Origin of the sequence: Caldalkalibacillus uzonensis, from assembly GCF_030814135.1 — a bacterium.
GTDB classification, from domain to species: domain Bacteria; phylum Bacillota; class Bacilli; order Caldalkalibacillales; family Caldalkalibacillaceae; genus Caldalkalibacillus; species Caldalkalibacillus uzonensis.
On the sequence record NZ_JAUSUQ010000004.1, the window covers coordinates 218,342 to 239,428 of the forward strand.

Below are 21,087 nucleotides of genomic sequence, written 5' to 3' on the forward strand. Positions count from 1 at the left end.
TTATCTAAAAATATTTAACCATTATCTAGGAGAATTAAGTGGGCTGCCTCAGATTAATCTTTGAACAGCCCCTTATACATGGGCTATTTGTCCAACTGAAATAAGCGTTGTTCCTCTGGAAGTTCCCTTTCAAATACATCGATACCCTTCACATCTGTGATCCCCAGCATATCCCCGCTACCAGCCCCGTCTGTAAGGATACTCGGTTTTTTTCTTAGCGAAGTTTATCCAGAAGATTATAGTAGTAATATGTTTTGGAGCGAATTCTTCCATCTGAAAAAATTATTCTTTGATCTTCCAATTTGTTTAAATATCTCCTAATAGTTCCTTCTGACAAGCCTGTTAGGTTAGATAAGTTTTTTGAAGTAAATATTGGTCTTTGGAACATGACATCAATTACAGCACGAATATGACTGCTATTAATGATGGAACTTGCCCTTGCCAAATCATCTTCATATAATTTATTCACTTCTTCAATTAAGCGGACATTTTTCTTGGCCTGAATACTCATGCATTCTAAGAAAAATTTAATCCATTGTGTCCAATCACCTCGATAACGAGTGTCATTTAGATAGCGATAGTATTTATGCTTATCTCTTTCTAATACATCACTAACAAAGAAATTTGGATAGTCTATGACACCTTTATTGAATAAATAAAGAGGTATTAGAATCCTACCTATTCTTCCGTTTCCGTCAAGAAACGGATGGATAGTTTCAAATTGTGCATGAATAATTGCAACTCTTATCAATTCGTCATAATTATCTTGAGGATCGTTGATATATTTTTCTAAATTGGACATATATTCATCAACAAGATGTGGTTCTGGAGGAATATAGGTAGCTGTCTCAATCGTGCAGCCTTCAGGCCCAACAAAGTTTTGAATTTTCCTAAACTCTCCAGGCGAACGATTAGAGCCCCTTACATTATTGGATAACAATATTTTATGCATTAATTTAAAAAGACGCGTAGAAATCGGATAAGTTTTTAAAGCCTCCATTCCCTCAATTAATGCTGTATAGTAATTCAGTGCCTCTTGAGTATCCTTATTTGCTTTCCTGGTTTGAGCCTCCGCCTCCATGACTTCGTCTAATGTAACCTGTGTACCCTCAATTTTTGTAGATTGAACCGCTTCCTTAAGCATGACTGGCCTTAGCAGGAACTGAGGAGGCAACTTAGAGTTTTTTAACATAGTTTGGTATTCCACAATATTCTTATTCGCTTCGATTAACTCATGAATAAATTCAATCTGATTTATGATCTCTTCCTTCAATGGTAGCATTAAAGGAACGAAAGGTTTTAATCTCATGACTTATCATCCCTTACATTCATATTTATTATATATTGACCTTTAACAGTACAATGTATGTCATTTACAATCATTTATTTCTTTTTTTGAATTTAATTATACACTTACATGACTTATTTGTTAAGATAGCGTAATACCTCAGAAACGTGAACGCTTTCTCTAATCACATGCCACTGCAGTTAATGATGCAGTAAATGCGACTGCCCGTCGCACGAAAAAAAGACGGCATCATGTTAGCCGTCAAAATTTTGCACAAGCATAACCCCATACAAGAAAGAGGCTCCCTCCCGTTTATACACAAGCGGGAGAGCATCTATTCTCAATATCGCGTTTCCCTTGGCTGGTTCTACCCAATCTCCGCCAATCCCTCTTTCAACACCTCTACAATAAAGGCGTAATCATCGTCCGTAATCGATAACGGCGGAGCCAGAGCGATCACGTTATTGTAACCGGCCACCGTATCGCCGTTTTTAGTGATAATTAATCCTCTCTTCTTGCACGCTGCGATCACTTTGTTCACTTGTTCAACCCCAAGGGGGGCTTTTGTTTCTTTATCCTGCACCAGTTCGATGCCCACCAACAACCCTTTGCCGCGCACATTCCCCACATAGGGATGGGTCTCTTCCAATCCTTTTAGATCATTCAGCATACGTTCCCCCAATTCCCGGGAACGCTCCACCAAACGTTCCTCTTCCATAATCTCAAGATTGCGCACCGCCACAGCACAGGCCCCCGGATGGCCGCCAAAGGTGTTCACGTGACGGAAATACTCATAGTTATCCGCTCCCTTGAAAGCCTCGTAGATCTCTCTCTTCACAGCTGTGGCGGAGAGGGGAATATAGGCGCTGGTAATCCCTTTGGCCATGCTAATAATGTCCGGTTTGATGCCATAATGCATAAAACCGAAGCGTTCACCTGTCCGCCCAAATCCGCAAATCACCTCATCAATAATGAGCAATACACCATAGCGGTCACAAATCTCCCGTACAGCCTGCAAATAATCATCGGGAGGCATAATGATGCCGCCCCCGGTAATAATCGGTTCCATAATGACGGCAGCTACTGTTTCCGGCAGTTCCCAGGCGAGTACCTTCTCCAGCTCTTCTGCCGCCTCCAGGCCCGGTCCCCGGTACAGATCTGGAGGTGTGACATGCAAGAAGCCTGTGCCTAAGGGCTCATAGCGATACTTGCGCTGCGCCTGTCCTGTGGCAGCCAATGCTGCCATGGTATTGCCGTGATAAGCCCGGTAGCGCGCCACAAATTTATACCGGTCATGTTCTCCCCGCTGCTTATGATACTGCCGGGCAATCTTGAAAGCTGTTTCGTTGGCCTCAGAGCCGCTGTTGGAAAAAAAGAAAACGTACTCATCTTGGCCGCCGAGCCACTCATTCAGTTTTTCCGCCAAACGAATGGCTGAGACATGGCTGTGGGTCATAGGGTAATAACTTAACTGCTTGAGCTGTTCGTAGGCCGCTTGGGCCAACTCCTCCCGCCCGTAGCCCACATTCACACACCATAACCCGCTCATCCCGTCCAAATAGCGGTTGCCTTCAATATCTGTGATCCAGGCTCCCTCTCCTTGTTCAATAACCATGGTGGCCTCAGGCTGGTAAGGGCGCATGGCGTGCCAAATATACTTATCGTCCTTCTTTTTCAACGTTTCACTATGCTTGATCTGCATAACTCTCCCCCATTTCCACTAAATTTATACACTTGTTCAAAACGTTTAAACGTCTGTTTAAGATCAATATGCTCTGCCATACAGATTCAGTACCCCTGACTTACAACCGGGAAGTAATCATCTTCTTGCGGGTGAAAAAGTTCACCCCATCCTTGCCATTGGCGTGCAAATCCCCATAGAAGGAATCTTTCCAGCCAGAGAAAGGGAAAAAGGCCATGGGAGCAGGAACGCCCACGTTAACACCCAACATGCCTGGTTCTGCTTCCTCCCTAAACTGGCGGATGGCTCTGGCGTCATAGGTATAGATCGTTGCTGAATTGCCGAAACGGGAACGGTTCACGATGGCCAGTGCCTCATCCAAGGTAGCAGCCCTGAGCAGGCTAAGCACCGGAGCAAACAGCTCTTCCCGGGCAATGGTCATCTCCGGCTTGACATGATCAAAAATGGTGGCCCCTAAGAAATAGCCTTCCGGCCGTTTGTCCATCTCTTGCCGTCCATCACGGATCAAAACGGCTCCTTCCTGCAGCCCTTTTTCAATGTAACCCAACACCTTTTCCCGATGCTCCCGGCGGATCACCGGCGTGAGAAACACATCATCATCCAGACCGTAACCCATCTTGATGCGGTCCGCCTTTTCCTTCAACCGCTGGACAAACGCCTCCTGCTCACCTACCAACACCACAGCACTGCAGGCCATGCAACGCTGGCCGGCACTGCCAAAAGCGGAACTTAAAACACTTTGCACAGCGGTGTCCACATCCGCATCCGGCATCACAATATGATGATTTTTGGCTCCGGACAAGGCTTGGACCCTTTTGCCGGAAGCAGCTGCCTGTTCATACACATATTTGGCTACCGGCTGAGAACCGACGAAGGAGATCGCTTTAATCTCCTCATGTTCCAATAAACCGTTCACCACATCATGGGCCCCGTGGACCACATTAAACACGCCATCCGGCAATCCCGCTTCCTGCAACAACTCGGCCAAACGGTTGGCCAAGAGTGGCGTCCGTTCGGAGGGTTTTAAGACAAAGGTGTTGCCGCACACAATGGCAACGGGGAACATCCAGCAGGGCACCATCATAGGAAAGTTAAACGGCGTGATCCCGGCCACCACACCCAGAGGATAACGGAACAGCTCTGAATCCATATCATCGGCGATCGTGGATAAAGACTCACCCATCAACAATGAAGGCGCACCTGAAGCAAACTCCACACACTCAATTCCTCGCAGCACTTCACCATAGGCTTCTTTGTAACTTTTGCCGTTCTCTTGCACGATCAACCGGGCCAATTCATCCTGGTGCTCCATCAGTAACTGCTGATACTTGAAAAAAATCCGCGCCCGCTTGGGAACAGGTGTTTTACGCCAGGAAAGATACGCTGCTTTAGCCGCCTGAACCGCTTCATCCACCTCTTGTTTGGTAGAGATGGGGACCTGTGCCAAAACTTCGCCCGTGGCCGGGTTGGGCACATCCAGATAGTGGCTTGTTTGAGCTTCTACCCATTGACCATTCACAAAATTTTTCAACTTCTCACCCTCTTTTATTGCCAGTCCCATTCTCAAACCTCCCCCAATCTTATAAAATGACAATAACCCCGCTCTGTTCAACATTTCCATAAGACTTTCTTTAATTGTAAGAATAGAATACTATTTTTTGATCCTTCAAACTGTAAAATAATTACCACATTGAATTGGACATTTTGTCAAAGGAGGGTCTGCGTATGCTTCAACCATCGCACATGACAGTACAAGATGTGTTGCAAACCCGCCATTTTAAATATGCCAAGGTGATCGCCGGTAAACAAGGATTACACAGAGTGGTGAAGTGGGTGCATATCATAGAACTGCCTCAGGTGAGCCATCTCGTTAATGGACAGGAACTGATCCTGACCACTGGAGTGGGCTGGGGAGCGAGCCGAGAGATGCGACTCTCTTTTCTCCAGCAACTTATTGATCATCAAACCTCGGCGGTCTGTATCGAGCTCTACACCTATTTTGACCGTATTCCCAAAGAACTGATCGACCTGGCCAACCGCCACCACTTGCCGCTGATTGTCTTCACCCGGGAAGTGCGCTTTGTGGATATTACCCGTGATCTGCACACCCGGTTGATCCAGTACGCCAAACAAAAGGAAGCCCAAAAACAATGGCTGCTGGATTGGTTGGAAGGCAAGCACACTAAGGATGAAGTGAATCAGTATCTGAGTAACACCCTTGGTTTGAAGGAAAACTGGCTGGGTGTGGTGATCATAGTCAAACCTAAGGCAGGGGAAAAAGAAGCAAAGCGGCTGAAATGTGAATTTGCCCACACTCATACCGAAAACTGGCGCTCCTCCATGCTGTGGACGACCCGCTCTGTTTCTGAACAACTGGGCTGGACCGTTCTCTCTCTGGAGCGCCAAGAGACAATCGTTCTTATCCTCTTTTACCGGCAAGAGATAGTGAATCAGAACGAGGATGTGACGCCGAATGGAACAGCGGGCTGGAAACACCTTCTGCAGCAAACTTGTAAAAAAATTTTGGACACAGCTGCCCCCCTGCCATTGCAAATCGGGGCGGGCCAGCCTTTTGACTGTGCCGAACAACTTGCCCACAGTTTGAAAACAGCTGAACAAACGCTAAAACTGCAGAGACAGTTAAACCGTTATGATATCATCTCCTATGATGATTTCGGTATCTATCCTTTGCTGTCAATGATGGAACAGCATTATAATCTGCACGATTTTATCGAGACCCACATCGGAGCAGTGATCGCCTATGACCGGCAACATGGCACCAAGTTGCTCACTACATTAAAAACCTATTTAGCCTGCCACGGTTCCAAGCAGGAGACGGCACAGCAGCTCTACATCGTCCGCCAAACCCTTTACCACCGGCTCAACAAATTGGAAGAATTGCTGGGCAAGGACTTTATGTCCTTTGAAAGACGGGTAGCCATTGAATGTGCCTTGCTAGCTCATGAGTTACAATGCACAATTTAATTTATGTTCAGACATTTTGTTAAATATGAACTTGTCTTGTTTTAACAATGTGTCACTTCTATCCCCGTTCCTTGTACACTATGATGTTAATAGAGGTCTCGTGTTAACTTTGTTTGTTTTTTAATTTTTTAAAACTTGTAAATATAATAATGATCGGAGGTGTGTTATTCGGTGTTTAATCTGCCTGCTGAGACGTTTTGGTGGTTAGTCCCTTGGCCTTTGATCTGGATGGCTTTGGCCATTATTCTTTATTTCAAACATAAACGGGAGGATGAACGGGAAGGCCAGCATCAGAACAACACCATTGACCAAAAAGAGGTGACACGATTTGAATCTTAGCGGTGTTATATTTGTTATTTACTTACTTATATTATTGATCATTGGGATGTGGTACACCCGGACTGCTTCCCAATCGACTGATCAGTATCTCCTAGGCGGCAGACGTTTTGGGGCTGCTGTCACGGCTATGACCATGCAAAGCAGTTCAATGAGCGGTTATATGTTTATGGGAGGGCCTGCTTTTGCCTTTCAACAAGGTTGGTACGCTTTATGGTATGCCATCGGGGACGCAGGCGGAGCAATTATTAATCTTTCCGTACTCGGAAAACGAATGCGGCGGTTGTCTGAAATCTTAGGTGCCCTGTCCCCCATAGAATATTTGGAGAAACGGTATGAGAGTGCCGCTGTCAGAATTGTGGGCTCCGTCATTTCCATCATCTTTCTCTTTTCCTATGTCTTTGCCCAGTTTATTGCCTCAGGTAAAGCATTGGCTACTCTGACCGGTTTTTCTTATGAATGGGCCTTGATCATTGGTGTAGGTGTTATTGTTGCCTATACAGTGGCAGGGGGTTATCTAGCCGTCGTCTACACCGATTTTGTCCAGGGGATTATTATGGTTGTCTGTGTCGTGCTGATTGGAATCATGGCCTTTTCTTATGTGGGAGGACTTTCCGGTCTCAATGCGGAACTTTCCTCCATTGATCCCACCTACCTGAGCTTATGGGGGAAAGATCTCGCCTACTATGGTCAGTGGGGTGTCGTACTTGGTGCCATTCTCATTTATGCCATCGGTTATATGGGCCTGCCGCATATCGTGGTTCGCCATATGTCAATGAGAAGCACCAAGACAGTAAAAAATGCGATTTTGGTGGCCGCCACCTGGAACCAGTTTTTCGTATTCACTCCTTACCTGCTGGGCTTGATCGGTATCGTGCTTCTCCCTAATTTGTCTGATCCAGAGATGGTGATCCCGGAACTGGCCTTTACGTTCTTCCCGGCCGTGTTAGCTGCCATCTTTCTCTCTGCTGTGATGGCTGCCATCATGTCTACGTCAGACTCCCTGCTCATGCAAGCTGGTACAACGCTGTCCCGCGATGTCTATCAGCGTTTTATCAACCCCAATGCCAGTCCGAAACAAATGGTGTTAGTGTCCCGGTTGTGCATTCTGATCGGCGGGGTCGTGGGGATCATTGTTGCTGTCTTTGAACCCCCTACCGTCTTTGCCCTTGTCATTTTCGCCTTTGGGGTTCTGGGCAACAGCTTTATTGTCCCCTACGTGGCTTCTGTCTATTGGAAAAAAGCCAATGCCATGGGTGCCTTATGTGCCATGATCGGTGGCGCCGTAACCAACATTCTGTGGACCTCTTTGGAACTGGAAAGCGCAACGGCCATTCATCCCTTCATTGCTGGTTTGCTCGTTTCCATCTTGGGCATGGTAATCGGCAATCAATTTGGGCAAACACCATCCCAACGTATCCAGGAAGCTTTTGACGAAGCAAAAGGGTTGCGCTCTTTCACCAGTGCCATGGAGAAAAACATTTCCCAGGATCTTGCACCAGAAGCCAAGAATATTTCAACCTACTACTTCCACTCTCTTAAACCGAATGCTCAAAAGGGGGAAACTGATGACCACTCAGCCCCTTATCCAGCCACATAAACTCAACCACTCAGGGGTGATCCAACTCCTGACTAAATTAGACCCAAAAGCACGTGTTATTCCCGAAGAACTTGTCTATTACCCCTACTATTTTTTACAATATCAACTTAACGCAAAGGCGCTCTTACGTCTCACAGGGAAAGTGGCCTGTACCATTGATGGGATCAGTGGCCAAGGGGCGCTGGTGGATGCTCCTCCGGAATGGAGACAGGCGCCCCCTGAACCCCTGAAAACATTACCGGTTCGTCTTATGGAAGATGAGGCCATTAAACAAGCGGAAAGCTTTGTGTACAACACCGCCATTCAAAAAGTCAAATATTTTACCACACCTAAATTGAAGCGTTTAAGTTGTAAATTGTTTCATCGTCCTTATTGGATCGTTCGCCATCACACCAAGTGCAAAGAGCATCATCTTATTGTGGACGCTATTACGGGTAAATATCACCCGTTATAATCCATTCATAAGGTATGAGCTGTCATACCAACCTTATGATGAGCAAGAGGTGAAAAAGGATTGCATATTAATCCGGACCGTCTGCAAAATCGGATTGAGGCATTAGCAAAGTGTCCTTTGGCGCAGGCGGCCGCTTGCGCCCTCTTGGTGCTTTATTCATCGCACGGTGCCATGACAAAGGAGGTGTAAAGCCTTGGATAAAAGTAAATTTCGAAAAATTTATTTCCTTTCAATCATTGTGTTGTTTTTAACTGTCTTATTTCCCGTTTTCCAACTAGGCAATAAAGCTTACCCAATCACTCTTGGCTTACCTTTCAGCTTCTTTTGGGTGATTATGTGGATCGTGATTACCTTCCTCATCGTCTTTATCCTGCACCGTCTTGACCCTGATAAAAAGGAGGAGTAGAAGCATGCTTGACTGGCAAATTGCAATGGTTATGATGATCGCTTATTTAGGCGTGGCACTCTTGATCGGTATCCTAGCCGGACGAGGAAGAGGAAAGCTTTCCCTTGATGAATTTACAGTAGCAGGCAGAAACTTAGGTTTGTTCGTGACCTGGTTTCTTATGGGTGGGGCCATATTCAGCGCCTTTACCTTCTTAGGCGCACCAGGTTGGGCTTATTCCCGCGGTGCCCCCGCATTTTACATCACTGCCTATACCGCTTTCGCTATTTTGCCCTGGTATGTGATTGGACCAAAAATTGGCCGCATTGGCCGTAAACGAGGGCTTTACTCTCTCGTCGGATTTTTACAAGGGCGTTATCCAATCAAATCCCTGGCCATTTTGGTTGGATTAATCGTCTTTTTTGCATCCATTCAATACCTGGCTACACAGCTGAAGGGCATGGCCATCATCTTCAATATTATGACCGAAGGACGCATACCTTTGTGGTTAGGTGCACTCATGGCCTATGCTATCGTTGTCATCTACGTTGCCACAGGGGGACTCAGAGCTGCTGCCTGGTCAGACGTGTTCCAAGGCATGTTAATGCTTGTGATTTCATGGGCGGTTGGACTGGCAATTGTTTTCCAAATCCACGGCAGCATAGCTGAAATGTTTCAAAACATTGCCCAAGCCAATCCGGGCTTTTTGGAAATTGGAAATGAAGGCTCGACAATGTCCAAAATGGCTTACACCACCCTGATCTTAGTATCAGCCATTGGCTTCCTCATGTGGCCGCATCTGTTTTCCAGATCTTATTCCTCCAATGCATTGACCATCAAAAGAACAGTGATCGCCTATCCGCTGTTTGCCTTATTTGTCGTACCTTTATTGTTGGTCGGTTTTGCCGGGATCAGTTTAGTGGACCCGGGGCAACTGAATGAACCGGATACCATCTTGCCTTACCTCATTACAACGGTACTGCAGATGCCGGGTTGGTTGTATGGTCTCGTTGGGGCCGGTGCACTGGCTGCGGCTATGTCGACCGCAGACGTGATCACCCACAGTGCCTCACTTGAGTTTACAGATGGGGTGATCAAAAATATTTGGACCAAACTGTCGGAAAAAACGGTTTTGATTGTGATGCGTACTGCTGTCGTTGTCATCGGTGCATTGGCTTATCTTGTCGCCGTTTTTGGAGGACAAGGACTGATTGCCCTTCTGGCCGGGGCGTATGGTTCCATTGTCCAGTTTGCACCAGCCGTCTATAGCGCAATGTACTGGAAGAGGGCAACTCCCACAGGTGTTGTTGCGGGGATGGCAGCAGGATTCGTTGTGAATTTTTACTACCAAATCATTAATCCCGTCACACCCTTAGATATCCATGCAGGTATTCTCGGGCTGATCGTCAATGTTGCCGTTTTGATAACGGTCAGTTATTTAACCAAACCACAGTCAGCAGACTTGGTCAATGAGTATGTGGATGCCGAAAAAGAGGTATACACTGACGGAGGGAAAGTGGTCAAAATTTAAACCAATGTAACCATCGAGGGAGGGTGATCATATTGTCAGCAGACTTTGTTTTTATCAATGGTCAAGTGATCACTGTGGATCAGCGCAACACCGTTGTTGAGGCAGTCGCTGTGAAAGGCAACCGTATCCTGGCCGCTGGAAGCACTGCCAACATCAAAACCTTCATTGGACCACACACTGAAGTGATCGATCTTAACGGGCGCAGTCTGCTCCCCGGTTTCATTGACGCCCATTTGCATCTGACCTTGCACGGGACAAACCAACTGGCTGTCAGCTGCAAGGATCCCCACATCGAATCAATTGGCGACCTGCTTACCGCCTTAAAGCAAAAAGCGGCTCAGACTCCTCCCGGCCAATGGGTAAGAGCCTGGGGCTTTAACAACACCAAGATCAAAGAGAAGCGTTATCCGACCCGCTGGGAATTGGATCAGATCTCCACTGAGCACCCTATCATGATTATCCGTACCTGCGGCCATATCTCTGCTGTGAACAGTAAAGCGTTGGAGATCGCCGGAATCAATGAACATACACCTGACCCAGACGGAGGAAAAATTGAACGGGATGCCAGTGGCATTCCAACTGGGGTGTTAGTCGAAACAGCCCATATGGCTATGTTTGAAAAAGCCCAGTACACAGAAGCAGAGCTACGCCAAGGCATGAAACTGGCCTCTGACGCTTTTATTGCCGCCGGCATCACCAGTGTGCATGATGCCGGCGGCTATGGGCCGGAAAACATGCGTGTTTTACAGCAGGCCATCCAAGACGGGGACGTAAAAGTCCGTGTCTACGCCATGATCTGTTCCCTTAACAATTCTGACCTATTTGTGCAGCGCATGATTGACGCAGGAATCCTGACCGGTTGCGGAGATGAACGGTTTAAGATCGGACCAGCCAAAGTGTTTATTGATGGCAGCAGCAGCGGACCGACCATTGCTACCCGGGAAGGGTATACCAGTGATCCGGATAACTACGGTATCCTTTATTATTCCCAGGAAGAACTGAATGAGATTTTGGGCACGGCCCATGAAAAAGGATATCAAATCACAGCCCATGCCCAGGGAGACCGCGCGATCGAGATGCTGCTGAACTGCATTGAGCAAGCCTTGAAGAAGCATCTGCGCACAAACCACCGTCACCGCATTGAACATGCCGGAGTGTCAACGCCTGACCTGATCCAGCGCATGAAAAAGCTGAACGTGGTCCCTATTCCCAATCCTCCGTTCATCTATGAATACGGCGATGGATACATCACCAACTATGGAGCGAGGGTAAACCACATGTTTCCGGCCCGTGATTTTATTGATCAGGGCATCATCGCCGCCGGCAGTTCAGATTGTCCTGTCACTGATTATAACCCGCTGATGGGCATCTTTTCCGCCGTCAACCGGGTGACCCAGTCAGGGGTAAAAGCCGGAGAAAATCAGGCTGTCAGTGTGATGGAGGCGATCCGTATGTATACCTGGAACGGCGCCTATGCCAGTTTTGACGAACATATCAAAGGCAGTATAGAACCGGGCAAACTAGCAGATCTGGTGGTTCTTCATCAACCTATTCTCGATGTGCCACCTGAGGAAATTAAGGATGTTGGAGTAGATATGACCATGGTGGATGGGGAGATTGTTTATCACGCTGATTGATAATCAGAGTCAAAATTGTTAAAAAAGTAGAGGAGGTAACCACTTACGTGGCTACCCCCTCGTTGAACCGTTTGTACCCTAGATTAGGATTCTGTATCAGCACCATCTGACCATTCCTACATGGGCTACTGGCCCAGCACAGGTTCAATTGATCATGGCCAATAACTAAATGCTTTCACTCTCCTTCCTGCTTACGATATACTTCTTTGGCACGTGTCACTTGTACAGATACATCTTCAAATTGTTGAATAAGCGCCTGGTCTGTTTTGGAATCAGTGATGATCATTTCTATCTTGTCAAGGTCGCACAAGAGGGTGAAAGCCTGAACCCCAAATTTACTGTAATCGGCCAATAGATAAACCCGGTCAGCAATATCAATCATTTTCCTTTTGACCAGGGCCTGCAACTCGTTAGATTCACTGATGCCCCACTTGGGATGAAGCCCATGGCAAGAAATAAATGCCTTGTTGACATGATAAAGTTCTAATGACCGTTCTGCCAAAGGGCCGATAAATGACAGTGAAGCCGGAGTGAGATTTCCTCCAGTTGAAATCACAGCTATTTTTTCCTTGTTGGCCAGCTCAAAGGCCACTTTCATGGAATTGGTAACTACCGTCAGAGGAATATCCGGCAAGATTTTGGCCACATACCAAGCGGTGGAACTAGCATCCAAAATAATGCTGTCGTGAGGTTCGATATAATTGAGGGTAGCCTTGGCCACTTCCTTTTTTTCCTCGACATTGACTACTTCCCGTTCAAAGTAGGGAATCTCTGAGTTACCGCTGATGCTGATCGCCCCGCCATGGCTTCGTTTCAAACGTCCTTCATGTTCCAACTTTTCTAGATCTCGACGGATCGTTTCTTCTGTGACGCCAAAGATTTGGCTTAGTTCGGAAACCCGGACACTTCCCCGTTCATTGACAATTTCCACAATCTTTTCTTGTCTCTCTGCTACAAGCATAGCCATCCTCCCCTTTTAAACCTGGTCATGGATTTAAGTTAGCATTTTGTCATTGCGCGAAATTTGGCGTACGCCTCTGTCCAATGTTCATGATCTTCTGGTTCATATGTGGTGACGGGATAGGAGTGTCTGGACACAAGCCGGGCTTCCTGCAAACTGTTAATCTGTCCCTGAGCCATATATTGAACCAGCAGATTCCCCACTGCTGTCGCTTCTACAGGCCCCGCCCAAACAGGCCGGCCTATGGCATTGGCGGTATATTGGCATAACAACGTGTTCTTGATGCCTCCCCCTACCATGTGTAACCCAGCAAACGACTTGTTGGCCAGTTGTTCCGTCCGTTCCAAAATGAGACGATATTTTAAAGCCAGGCTGGTTAACACACAGTTAATGATCTCTCCCTGTGATTCGGGTACTGGCTGGCCGGTACGCTGACAATACTGTTTGATTTGGTCAGGCATATGGCTCGGTTTTAAGAACATGTGATCATCCGGGTCAATAAAGGAGACGAATGGCTGTGCATCCCGGGCCAGTCTAATCAACTGCTCATAAGACAGATTTGTTCCCTCTTTGGCCCAGACACGCCGACACTCTTCAATGATCCACAACCCCATGATATTTTTAAGCAAACGGTAGGTGTTGTGGATACCGCCCTCATTGGTAAAATTCCAATTTAACGCATGTTCAGTCAAAACGGGCTCTGTTACTTCTGTCCCTAACAAAGACCATGTGCCACAGCTCAGGTAAGCAAAATCCTGATCGGCTGCTGGTACGGCCACCACAGCAGAAGCCGTATCGTGTTCAGCCACAGCCACAAGGGGGATAGCGTTCATACCTAAATCCTGGCTGACTGAAGATCTCAGCTGTCCATTGATTTTGGCCGGTTGGCTCACTTCTCCAAAAATATGGCCTGGCAGGCCCAATGCCTCAATAATGTGCTGATCCCACTGTTTGGAACGGGCATTAAACAGTTGGGTGGTGGTGGCATTGGTAAACTCACTTTGCTTCTCACCGGTTAAAAAAAAGCGTAACAGATCTGGGATCATCAGTAAATGCTCCGCCTGATCAAGAATAGGAGAACCCGCCTTCCGCATAGCATACAAATGGTAAATGGTATTGATTGGCATAAATTGGATTCCGGTCCGGCTAAAAAGTTCTTTTTTACTGATTATCTGGCTTACTTCTTCCATCATCCCTGCCGTCTGCGGGTCACGATAATGGTATGGATTGCCGAGCAGTTCATCATTTTTACCTAAGAGACCGAAATCGATGGCCCATGAATCAATGGCCATGCTGCTGATGTGATCATATCCTGCATATTTACACTTTAACAACCCTAGCTGCAGTTCATGATAGATGCGCAATATATCCCAGTACAAGTGGGAGCCCACTTGTACGGGATCATTAGCAAAACGGTGAATCTCTTTAATATCCAGCCGCTCACCATTAAAACGTCCCACCACCGCTCTGCCGCTTGTGGCCCCCAAATCATAGGCTAAGGTAATCACCAGCTGGCCCCGCCTTTGCCTCTGGAGGCGATTTTTTCGGCATATCCGCTATCCAGATAAGCTTGCATGGGATCGACCGGTACACCCATCTCCTCCCGCACCGCAGCCAAGAGCGGGGTGACATCCTGTTCAAACGCCTGGCGAACGGCATGTTCTGCAGCAAGAACATCCTGCCTTTCTTGGGCCTGGCGGACTTCGTCAAAGTTAATCAGCAAGGCCTTGGCATACTGCGTCTGGACATTCAATACGGAGCGGATCATAGCCGGGATTTTGGGTTCAATATTATGACTTTGGTCGATCATGTAGGCAATGTTCTCAGCGGTTTTCCGCACGGCTGGATCAGCGTCCTGACCAGCGTCCAAAATCTGATAAAAAATGAGAAACAGTTCATACGGATTGATGGTCCCTACAATCAAATCATCATCGGCATACTTTCTGCTGTTAAAGTGAAAGCCACCCAATTTCTTCTCATCAAGCAAATAGGCCACAATGTGCTCTACATTGGTGCCTGGCGCATGATGGCCGGTATCCACCAAAACCTGGGCCTTTTCCCCCAGTTTAAGCGCCATATCGTAGGCCATGCCCCAATCAGCCAGATCGGTATGATAAAAAGCCGGCTCAAAAAATTTATATTCAATTAACATGCGCATGTCAGGAGTTAATGCCTGGTACAGTTCGGCCAACGCTTCCAATATCCAACGTTTCCTGGTGCGGATGTTGACCTGTCCCGGGTAATTGCTGCCGTCGGCAAACCACAGACTAATGGTGTTTGAGCCTACCACTTTGGCTATTTCCACACACTCCAGCAGATGGTTGATGGCCTTTTGTCTGATTTGAGGAATGGAGTTGGTCACGCTGCCGAACATATAGTCATCGTCCTGAAACAGATTGGGGTTAACAGCACCAATGGACAGGCCTTGTGCCTGGGCATGCGCTTTTAATTTTTCATAGTCGTCCACTTTGTCCCAAGGGATATGAATCGCCACTGCCGGACAAAGGCCTGTCAAGCGGTGAACCTGAGCCGCATCATCAATTTTCTCAAACGGGTTACGGGGCACCCCAACCTGCTGGAACACTTTAAACCGAGTTCCCGAATCACCGTACCCCCAAGAAGGCGTTTCAATCTTTAAGGCCTTGAGTTTCTGCTTGACCTGTTCAAGGTCAATGCCTCTGTCCTGCTGCTGTTGTTCAAACAGGGCATAAGCCTTGTCATGCATTTAAAAATCACTCCTCTACTCTCAAAAACTGTATAGATATGCTTTATTACCGGACAAAGGCAGCGGGCACGCCTCCGTCAACGGTCAGCATACATCCGGTTGTTTTAGCCGCTCTATCAGAGGCGAAAAACAGAATGGCTTCAGCCACATCTTCTGGAAAAACATTGACCTTTAGCGTGGTGCGTTCTCTGTAAAATTCATCCAGTTGGTCAGGTTTAATCCCATAGGCAGCGGCCCGTTCTTCACGCCATTTGCTGTTCCAAATAGCTGAGCCTTGCAAGACGGCATCAGGCAGAACGGCATTGACCCGGATACCAAACTCTCCCCCTTCAGCAGCGATGCAGCGGGCCAGATGGACTTCGGCCGCTTTGGCTGCACTGTAGGCAGCGGCATGCTTGCCGGCATAAACCGAGTTTTTGGAGCCGACAAACACCATGCTTCCACCGCTGGATTGCTTCTTCATTATTTTGAAAGCCTCTCTGGCCACCAGGAAGTAACCGGTGTTAAGGACATCCATGTTCAGTTTCCATTCTTCTAGCGTTGTCTCGTCCAATGGACTGGAGGTAGCCAAACCTGCGTTGTTGACCACAATATCCACGCCGCCATAGGTTAAGACTGCCTGTTTGAATGCCCCGGCGACCAGATCTTCCTTGGTCACATCAGTTTTGACACCGATCGCCCGCCCCTCACCGTATGTTTGAATAAGATCTTCTGCTAATTGTTGTGCCCCTTCCTCATTCAGGTCGACAATGACAACATGAGCCCCCTTTTCCACCAGACGGCGGCAGGTGGCGCTGCCAATGCCTCCCGCTCCACCGGTCACTAAGGCAACCTGCCGGGAAAGTTCTTTTTCAGGGGGAGCCAAGCTTAACTTATACAGTTCGAGTGGCCAGTACTCCACATCATAAGATTCCTTTTCATTGAGCGACACAAAACGCCCGAGGGTGGTGGCTCCTCTCATCACGGCAATGGCCCGGTGGTAGAGTGCACCACTCACTTTGGACATAAACCAGTTTTTTCCTGTGTTAATCATGCCCAGGCCAGGAATCAGGATTACACGTGGTGCAGGCTCGGCCATTTGGTCACCTTCGTTTTTATTGCGTTCAAAGTATTGTTGATATTCCTCCTTAAAGCGAGCGATGCCTTCTTTTAATTTGCTGATGAGTGTTTTCGTGTCTTCCTGCCCTGGATGCCAGTCAATATAAAGAGGCACCCGTTTGGTGTGAACGAGATGATCAGGGCAGGCGGCACCCACTTGTGATAGCGCAGGCGCATCATGGCTGTTCACAAACTGCAGCACATTTTCTGCATCATCAAAGGTGACAATCGCCTTTTTCTGGCCACTGACCTCACCGCGGATCACAGGCAGAATCTCAGCCAGTACCGCTCTACGCTCCTCAGTCGGCAACGCTTGGTACTTCGCTCCGCCAAAGAGCCTCTCCTCATCCACCCGGGATTCGATATACCGTTCAGCCTCCTGAATAATGGAAATGGTGTTATGGTAACACTCTTCAGCCGTCTCTCCCCAGGTCACCAGGCCATGTTTTTCCATCAGGACCAATTCCGCCTTGGAGTTATTTTTTACCCCTTCAGCAATCATTTTTGACAGGGTAAACCCGGGACGGACATACGGCACCCAAACAAAGCGGTCACCAAAGATTTCTTCGGCAATGGCTTTGCCATTATCCGCACAGCAAATGCTGATGATTGCGTCAGGATGCGTATGATCCACATGTTTGAAGGGCAGAAAAGCATGCAGCAACGTCTCAATTGAAGCCCGCGGGTGTGTGCTATCAATCATACAATGCGAAAGGTAAGCCACCATCTCTTCATCGGACATCTCGTCCCTCTCCAATAAAGGACGGATATCCTCCAGTCTTAGACCGGTGAAGTTGTTGGCCTTCATGGTAGCCAGGTCAGAACCACTGCCTTTAACCCACATGACTTCAATTTCACGGCGACGGAAATCCAGCTCGGTTGTTTTCATAGAGGTATTCCCTCCGCCCCAGTTAGCCACTGAGCGGTCAATTCCCAGTAAATTGGAACGATAAACCAGCTCTTCCAGGCCTGTTAATCCTGCTGCTTTCTCCTTATCCCACATATTTTTAACCATATGATGACCTCCGACTTTTGTTTGTTTTTATTTGCGATTGTTTACATGTTTTTTATTTTAAATTATTTTGTTTATTTTTGAACATAGATTTGAAAAAAATTTAGCATTTTTATGAAACCCTATTAAAACTTACTGCAAAAAGGGACGGGGAAGCCTGATCAGACCAAGCTTCACCGTCTGTAATAAATGCAGAATTTTTGTGACTCCTCATTATTTATTTATAACGGTCTTCTAATAAACGTCCTTCCACTCATCAATGTTACTTGAATCAAATCTGAATGGGTCACCAAGCATGATCTGGCTGCCATCCCCATCTTCAACAACTTCTTTTTTGCCCAGTCTGCCGGCATCAAATGATTCCCCTGGCTCTCCGGTAATGATCCCCTCTACTAGAGCGTGTGCAGCATAGCCAGAGAGATACCCCACATCGATTGGGTTCCACAAATACATCCATTGGCAAACCCCATTTTCAATGTATTCCGCCATTTCGCTGGGAAGTCCAAGACCGGTCAATTGAACCTTTCCTTGTAAACCTTTATCTGTTAAAACTTTGCCTGCGGCTGCAATTCCAACAGTTGTTGGAGCAATAATCCCCTTCAAATCAGGATAAGATCTTAACAGGGCTTCAGTTTCAGCCACACTTTTATCTCGAAGATCATCCCCATAGGCTATTTTGACCAGTTCAATATTTTCATACTTTGGATCCTCCAGCTCTTTTTTCATCCAATCAATCCACAAATTTTGATTCGTTGCTTGAGAGGTTGCACTAAGAATGGCAATCTGACCTTCTCCACCAATCATTTCATGAATCGCTTCAATTTGAATACGTCCAATACGCTCTGGGTCTGCTTGGTTAACATGAACCATCCGGCTCTGGGTATTGACGGCCGAGTCTAGCGAAAGAACCTTAATACCCCGATCCATTGCTTTCTTAAGGGCAGGCTGAAGGGCATCAGGATCATTGGCCACAACAGCAATCGCATCCACTTGTTGAGCAATGAGCTCCTCAATAATTTGAATTTGAGCCTCTGCTGTCGGTTGGTCAGGAGCTCTTAAGATCGCTTCTCCTCCAAGTTCTTCAATCGCGTTTTTAAATCCCTCCATCTGTTTTTCGCCGTAAGGATTACCAGTGTTTTTAAAAATAATGGCATACTTTTTCTTCTCTTCCCCGGTGCTATCGCCGCCATTTTTAGTGTCCCCCTGGTCGTTAGTATCGGTTGTCGTACCGCATGCGGCTAACAGCCCCAGCATGAGTACAAATGATAGAGTCAATAACAGCCACCTTCTCATTGTGATACCCCCCTTTAATAGATTTGACTTTTTATACAAAGCAGCTTGCGCTGTTTTGTATCTTTTATCAAGCATTTCTCGAAATTAAGCACGGCCCCATCTCAGATTAGTCAGTGATACAGCTATAACGAGTAATAAGCCAATGATAATCAGCTGCGTTTGGGCAGCAACATTGAGGAGTCCCATGCCATAACGCAAGAAACCAACTAAAAAGATAGCAATAATAGGGCCAATCATCCGTCCTTTGCCACCTGCAGTGCTTACACCTCCCAGAACAACCATTGCAATAACTTCAAGCTCGTACATCATGGCAATGTTAGGACGGGTACTCCCCATTTTGGAGGTCAGGAATAATGCAGTCAGAGCAGCCATCAGACCTGTAAGGGTAAATACAATCAATTTGATTTTGTCTACTTGAATACCCGAAAAACGGCTGGCTGTTGGGTTATTTCCTATAGCATAGACATATCTGCCAAATGTTGTTTTATGCAGCAAAAGAGCAAATATAACAGCAAACACGGCGAACACGATAAGAATAAATGGAAGCGGTCCTACATACCCCCATCCCAAAAAACTGAACCATTCCGGGAAGCCGCCTATCGCTTGATCTTCAAGGAGTACGTAAGCAATGCCACGGTATAAAATCATGGTGACCAAGGTGACGATTACGGCCGACAATTCTTTAAATTTAACAATTAGCAACCCGTTAAACAGTCCACATAGTGTACCCACCGCCAAACAAATCAAAATAGCTAAACTCATTGGGACACCCATGCTGTAAAAATAGGCCATCGTCACCGAAGAAACGGCCACTATTGATGCAACAGAAATATCAATATCAGCCAAAATAATGACAAATACCATGGCCAGAACAATAAATGCTTTGTCCAGAAAAGTCATTGTGGCATCCCTTAAATTGTAAATATCTGAGTAACCGGGAGCCAAAAAAGAGAAACTGAGGTTCACGATAATAAAGACGAGTACCAGCATATATTCCCACTGCAAAAAGTGCGTTTTCCAATTAATCTGTTTACTATCCAAGAGCACTCTGGATTGCATGATCTAAATTTTCCTCCTCATCAGGTTGTTTCGTTCTACGCCTCTCTTAACCAAAGCATTTACAAGTACAGCAACCAAAATTATGGCTCCTTGAATCGCCATTTGCCAGAATGGAGAAACATTAAGCAGAGGCAATGCATTGTTTAAAATCCCCAAAAGTAAAGCACCAAGAAGTACACCTGATATTTTTCCTGTTCCCCCGGCTATGCTAACCCCACCCAAAACACATGCAGCGATAACCGTTAATTCATACCCCATTGCAGTATCAGGTTGAGCTGATGCAAATTTAGAGACCCACAACACACCTGACAAACCGGCAAGCCCCCCCATAATGGTATAAACTAGAAACAAAATTTTAGTATTGTTTATTCCACTGACCTTTGCTGATTCAGGATTGCTTCCCACAGCATAAATCTGCCTTCCTGTTCGGGTGTGGTTAACAAAGTAGTAGAAAATGACATAGACCATGATTGCAATGAAAACCAGTGTATTGATGCCAAGGATGCTTCCTGTGGCAATAGATTTGAAACTGGCTGGCATTTCATTGGCACTGACCCACTGACCTCCGCTGATCATAAATGTCAGTCCGCGATAAACGTTCATCATGGCTAATGTAGCAATGATAGGCAATATGCCAGCCTTAGCCACAAGAACACCTAAAACGTTTCCACAAATTATACCCACTAATATACCAAGCAAAATGGCCATAAAGACAGGCAGATCTGGATAAGAACTGACGGTTAACGCGGTGATCATCCCCGATAAGGCCAATGTTGCGCCAACAGACAAATCAATACCCCTGGTTACAATCACGAGCATCATACCAACAGCCAGAATGCTGAGAATAGCCGTGTTGGTTAGCATGTCCCTTAAATTATCCAAAGTCAGAAAACTCGGGTTTCTCAGTTGGATCAAAACAGCAAGTATGACTATAAAACCTAACAAACCAACTTCCCTGTACTTAGCAATACTGATACTGATAGTTGTCCTTTCAAGTATTTTTTCAGCCATTGACGTCCCC

Annotated in this window: 17 protein-coding genes; 7 read left to right on the forward strand and 10 right to left on the reverse strand. The window is 46.6% G+C overall.

Annotated features, from left to right (window positions below; all coding sequences use genetic code 11):
• Positions 1–214: 214 nt before the first annotated feature.
• The 3 genes from J2S00_RS07205 to J2S00_RS07215 all read right to left on the reverse strand — a co-directional run bounded on the left by J2S00_RS07205 (position 215) and on the right by J2S00_RS07215 (position 4,551).
• Positions 215–1,309: a Fic family protein gene (locus tag J2S00_RS07205; protein WP_307337410.1), complete on the reverse strand. Its 1,095-nt coding sequence runs from the start codon at positions 1,307–1,309 to the stop codon at positions 215–217.
• Positions 1,310–1,655: 346 nt separating this feature from the next.
• Positions 1,656–2,990, reverse strand: a complete 1,335-nt coding sequence (locus J2S00_RS07210; protein WP_307337413.1) for an aspartate aminotransferase family protein — start codon at positions 2,988–2,990, stop codon at positions 1,656–1,658.
• A gap of 100 nt (positions 2,991–3,090) precedes the next feature.
• Positions 3,091–4,551 (reverse strand): CoA-acylating methylmalonate-semialdehyde dehydrogenase, encoded by a 1,461-nt coding sequence (locus J2S00_RS07215; protein ID WP_307337415.1) that lies wholly within the window; start codon positions 4,549–4,551, stop codon positions 3,091–3,093.
• 164 nt (positions 4,552–4,715) lie between these two features.
• Here J2S00_RS07215 and J2S00_RS07220 point away from each other — a divergent pair, with 164 nt between their 5' ends.
• The 7 genes from J2S00_RS07220 (at position 4,716) to J2S00_RS07250 (ending at position 11,918) form a co-directional block, all read left to right on the forward strand.
• Entirely contained in the window at positions 4,716–5,975 is a 1,260-nt protein-coding gene (locus tag J2S00_RS07220) for a PucR family transcriptional regulator (protein WP_307337418.1), read from the forward strand.
• 171 nt (positions 5,976–6,146) lie between these two features.
• Positions 6,147–6,314, forward strand: a complete 168-nt coding sequence (locus J2S00_RS07225; protein ID WP_307337421.1) for a hypothetical protein — start codon at positions 6,147–6,149, stop codon at positions 6,312–6,314.
• A gap of 34 nt (positions 6,315–6,348) precedes the next feature.
• Entirely contained in the window at positions 6,349–7,911 is a 1,563-nt protein-coding gene (locus J2S00_RS07230; RefSeq protein ID WP_307337424.1) for a sodium/proline symporter, read from the forward strand.
• Complete coding sequence (locus J2S00_RS07235) at positions 7,880–8,365, forward strand: hypothetical protein (RefSeq protein ID WP_307337427.1); 486 nt, start codon at positions 7,880–7,882, stop codon at positions 8,363–8,365. Before J2S00_RS07230 ends, J2S00_RS07235 begins: the two co-directional genes overlap by 32 nt.
• 193 nt (positions 8,366–8,558) lie before the next feature.
• Positions 8,559–8,771 (forward strand): hypothetical protein, encoded by a 213-nt coding sequence (locus J2S00_RS07240; protein WP_307337430.1) that lies wholly within the window; start codon positions 8,559–8,561, stop codon positions 8,769–8,771.
• A 4-nt stretch (positions 8,772–8,775) separates the two neighbouring features.
• A complete protein-coding gene (locus J2S00_RS07245; RefSeq protein WP_307337433.1) occupies positions 8,776–10,281 on the forward strand; it encodes a sodium:solute symporter family protein in 1,506 nt (501 codons plus the stop codon).
• A gap of 32 nt (positions 10,282–10,313) precedes the next feature.
• On the forward strand, positions 10,314–11,918 hold the full coding sequence (locus J2S00_RS07250) for an amidohydrolase (RefSeq protein ID WP_307337436.1): 1,605 nt from the start codon (positions 10,314–10,316) through the stop codon (positions 11,916–11,918).
• A gap of 175 nt (positions 11,919–12,093) precedes the next feature.
• Here J2S00_RS07250 and J2S00_RS07255 read toward each other — a convergent pair whose 3' ends face one another.
• From J2S00_RS07255 to J2S00_RS07285, 7 genes are all read right to left on the reverse strand, one after another.
• Positions 12,094–12,879 (reverse strand): DeoR/GlpR family DNA-binding transcription regulator, encoded by a 786-nt coding sequence (locus tag J2S00_RS07255; RefSeq protein WP_307337439.1) that lies wholly within the window; start codon positions 12,877–12,879, stop codon positions 12,094–12,096.
• Positions 12,880–12,917: 38 nt separating this feature from the next.
• A complete protein-coding gene (locus J2S00_RS07260; RefSeq protein ID WP_307337443.1) occupies positions 12,918–14,387 on the reverse strand; it encodes a rhamnulokinase in 1,470 nt (489 codons plus the stop codon).
• Positions 14,384–15,604, reverse strand: coding sequence for an L-rhamnose isomerase (gene rhaI, locus J2S00_RS07265; RefSeq protein ID WP_307337447.1), 1,221 nt, complete (start codon positions 15,602–15,604; stop codon positions 14,384–14,386). The genes J2S00_RS07260 and rhaI overlap by 4 nt, the downstream gene beginning before the upstream one ends.
• A 46-nt stretch (positions 15,605–15,650) precedes the next feature.
• Positions 15,651–17,717, reverse strand: a complete 2,067-nt coding sequence (locus tag J2S00_RS07270) for a bifunctional aldolase/short-chain dehydrogenase (RefSeq protein ID WP_307337450.1) — start codon at positions 17,715–17,717, stop codon at positions 15,651–15,653.
• A 231-nt stretch (positions 17,718–17,948) separates the two neighbouring features.
• Entirely contained in the window at positions 17,949–19,007 is a 1,059-nt protein-coding gene (rhaS, locus tag J2S00_RS07275) for a rhamnose ABC transporter substrate-binding protein (protein ID WP_307337453.1), read from the reverse strand.
• Positions 19,008–19,091: 84 nt separating this feature from the next.
• Positions 19,092–20,066, reverse strand: a complete 975-nt coding sequence (locus tag J2S00_RS07280) for an ABC transporter permease (protein WP_307337456.1) — start codon at positions 20,064–20,066, stop codon at positions 19,092–19,094.
• Between the two features lie 3 nt (positions 20,067–20,069).
• Positions 20,070–21,077: an ABC transporter permease gene (locus J2S00_RS07285; RefSeq protein WP_307337459.1), complete on the reverse strand. Its 1,008-nt coding sequence runs from the start codon at positions 21,075–21,077 to the stop codon at positions 20,070–20,072.
• Between the last annotated feature and the right edge of the window lie 10 nt (positions 21,078–21,087).

What these genes read in the sequence shown, in the direction of transcription:
- J2S00_RS07270 (WP_307337450.1), bottom strand. Translation starts at nt 17,717, where the DNA reads ATGGTTAAAAATATGTGGGATAAGGAGAAAGCAGCAGGATTAACAGGC.
- J2S00_RS07235 (WP_307337427.1), top strand. Translation starts at nt 7,880, where the DNA reads ATGACCACTCAGCCCCTTATCCAGCCACATAAACTCAACCACTCAGGG.
- J2S00_RS07285 (WP_307337459.1), bottom strand. Translation starts at nt 21,077, where the DNA reads ATGGCTGAAAAAATACTTGAAAGGACAACTATCAGTATCAGTATTGCT.
- J2S00_RS07220 (WP_307337418.1), top strand. Translation starts at nt 4,716, where the DNA reads ATGCTTCAACCATCGCACATGACAGTACAAGATGTGTTGCAAACCCGC.
- J2S00_RS07215 (WP_307337415.1), bottom strand. Translation starts at nt 4,551, where the DNA reads ATGGGACTGGCAATAAAAGAGGGTGAGAAGTTGAAAAATTTTGTGAAT.
- J2S00_RS07280 (WP_307337456.1), bottom strand. Translation starts at nt 20,066, where the DNA reads ATGCAATCCAGAGTGCTCTTGGATAGTAAACAGATTAATTGGAAAACG.
- J2S00_RS07255 (WP_307337439.1), bottom strand. Translation starts at nt 12,879, where the DNA reads ATGCTTGTAGCAGAGAGACAAGAAAAGATTGTGGAAATTGTCAATGAA.
- J2S00_RS07245 (WP_307337433.1), top strand. Translation starts at nt 8,776, where the DNA reads ATGCTTGACTGGCAAATTGCAATGGTTATGATGATCGCTTATTTAGGC.
- rhaS (WP_307337453.1), bottom strand. Translation starts at nt 19,007, where the DNA reads ATGAGAAGGTGGCTGTTATTGACTCTATCATTTGTACTCATGCTGGGG.
- rhaI (WP_307337447.1), bottom strand. Translation starts at nt 15,604, where the DNA reads ATGCATGACAAGGCTTATGCCCTGTTTGAACAACAGCAGCAGGACAGA.
- J2S00_RS07210 (WP_307337413.1), bottom strand. Translation starts at nt 2,990, where the DNA reads ATGCAGATCAAGCATAGTGAAACGTTGAAAAAGAAGGACGATAAGTAT.
- J2S00_RS07205 (WP_307337410.1), bottom strand. Translation starts at nt 1,309, where the DNA reads ATGAGATTAAAACCTTTCGTTCCTTTAATGCTACCATTGAAGGAAGAG.